This window comes from Chloroflexus sp., assembly GCF_034435895.1.
Classification (GTDB): Bacteria; Chloroflexota; Chloroflexia; order Chloroflexales; family Chloroflexaceae; genus Chloroflexus.
Genome location: NZ_DAOTWH010000067.1, coordinates 1 through 1,908, shown reverse-complemented (window position 1 = coordinate 1,908; position 1,908 = coordinate 1). Strand labels below are relative to the sequence as shown.

Here is a 1,908-nt window from a genome sequence, read left to right as displayed (position 1 = left end):
GTCCCGGCCAAGCCGAAGAGAGCGGCCCGCTGTTGCAGTACCCACCCGAACCGCCGGCGCCGACGATTGGCCCCAATCCGACCGTGCCCGCTGGCTTGGCCGCCGGGCCGCGCTTTGTGGCCGATTTTACCGCGGCGGATAGCTTGAATGGCTGGCACATCGTCGATCTCGATTTCATCATGCCCGAAGACCGGGCGAATTGGATCGTGGCCGATGGTCGTTTGCAACAGCACTTTGCCGGCGAGTTCAACGACAGCCGTCCGTTCCAGACGGTGGCGCTCGCGCCCGGTGAGTATGCCGATGCGACGGTGCGAGTGAGCTTCTACGATGCGTTCAACGGCGTGGCCGGCCTTGTGGCGCGCTATCAGGGGGCGGTGGGCTACGAAGCGAGCTACTACCGGTTGCGGCTGCTGAAGAATGAGTACGAGGCGACACCGAAGTACGTGCTGGAGAAGGTGGTGGATGGCGTGGCGACACCGCTAGCGACGCTGGAGGGGCCGGGGTTTGCGCCGCGCCACTGGCACGTGATCGAGCTGGATGTGCGGGGTGGCGCACTGGTGGCGCGGCTCAACGGGAAGGTGCTCTTGCAGGCGACCGACCCGCAACCGTTGCCGGCAGGCCGGGTGGGGGTCTATTCCCGCGCCCTCGGCGGGATGATGTTCGATGATTTTCTGGTCGCTCCGTAATCGCAACCCATCGTAAGGAGATTCCACAGGAGATTGTCCATGACGGTACTATCCCGCACCATACTTGTGCTGCTGACGATGCTGGCTTTGATAGCTGTCACGGCCCCGATGGGGCTGCCACTGGCAGCTCAGGATACTGTGCGTCTGATCGCTGAGTTCGATATCCGCAACAGCTTAAATCTGAAGCAGCCAAAGGTAGCTACCTTCAATGATCAGGTTTACGTGTTTGGGGTCGCTGAGTCAAGTGCTGACACGAATGGCAAAGCACGGTTTTGGACGAAGAATGAAGCGGCGCTAGCCTTTCCTGCCCCGTTTGATATCGGTACGACAAGCAAGTTTGCAAAAGATACGCTCTACGTCAATGCTGGGATGACGACCACGCCGGCTGGTGATGTGATCACGATCTGGGTTGATCAGGCGGCCAATATCATCTACAGCCGGCGGCGCGATCCGGCCGGTAACTGGGGGCCAATCGTCGAAGTGACGCGGCGTGAGATTTTTGCGTGGGAGCCTGCGTTAACGGTCGTAACCGGCGGCCCTCAGGATGGTCGTATCATCGCCGTGTGGCGCGACGATGAAGCTGCTGACAAGGATAATAACGGCATATATTACACCTTCTCTGACGACAAAGGCGCGACGTGGGCGCCGGTACGACGCGCCTTTGCTATGAAGGTGTTCCGCACCTCGCCAGTGCTGGCGTCAGGGCCGAACGGCGAAGTGGCGTTGACCTTTATCCGTGATGATCCGCGCCCCATTCACGTTATGTTGGCTATGTGGACTGGTAATGGCTTCAGCGTGCCGGTTGATATTAATGCGGGCGATAGGGAGAGCTTCACGGATAGCACGGTGGCGATCTATAACGATCGGATTTACGTCGGCTATCGCCATGTTGATAGAGGTATCTATTATGTTGAAAAGGCCCTGAGCGACGCGCTGAATAACCAACCATGGCCCCGTGCAACTCTTCTGAACGAGCATGGTGATGGTCGGGTGATGGTTGTCACCGATCGCTTGGGTAATCTGCATCTCACTTGGATTAGGCGTGCCGTAGTGCAAGGCCCTCGCAATCAAAATCGGATTGGCTATGCTGTCCGTTTAGCCGATGGACGTTTCTTTGGTCCGATCGAATCGACCAATAATGGCTCATACTTCAACCCGTGGGCGGCGGCTAGTACCGGGACTGGCATCTATCTCCATGCCGTGTATGATGCGTTTAGCGGTG

1 protein-coding gene and 1 pseudogene are annotated in these 1,908 nt (G+C 58.5%); both read left to right on the top strand.

Annotated features, from left to right (window positions below; all coding sequences use genetic code 11):
* Positions 1 to 686, top strand: a 686-nt coding sequence (locus U9R81_RS04130) for a hypothetical protein (RefSeq protein ID WP_322494254.1), incomplete at its 5' end; no start/stop codon positions are given.
* 39 nt (positions 687 to 725) lie between these two features.
* Positions 726 to 1,908: pseudogene (locus tag U9R81_RS04125) on the top strand (exo-alpha-sialidase); the annotation flags it as partial.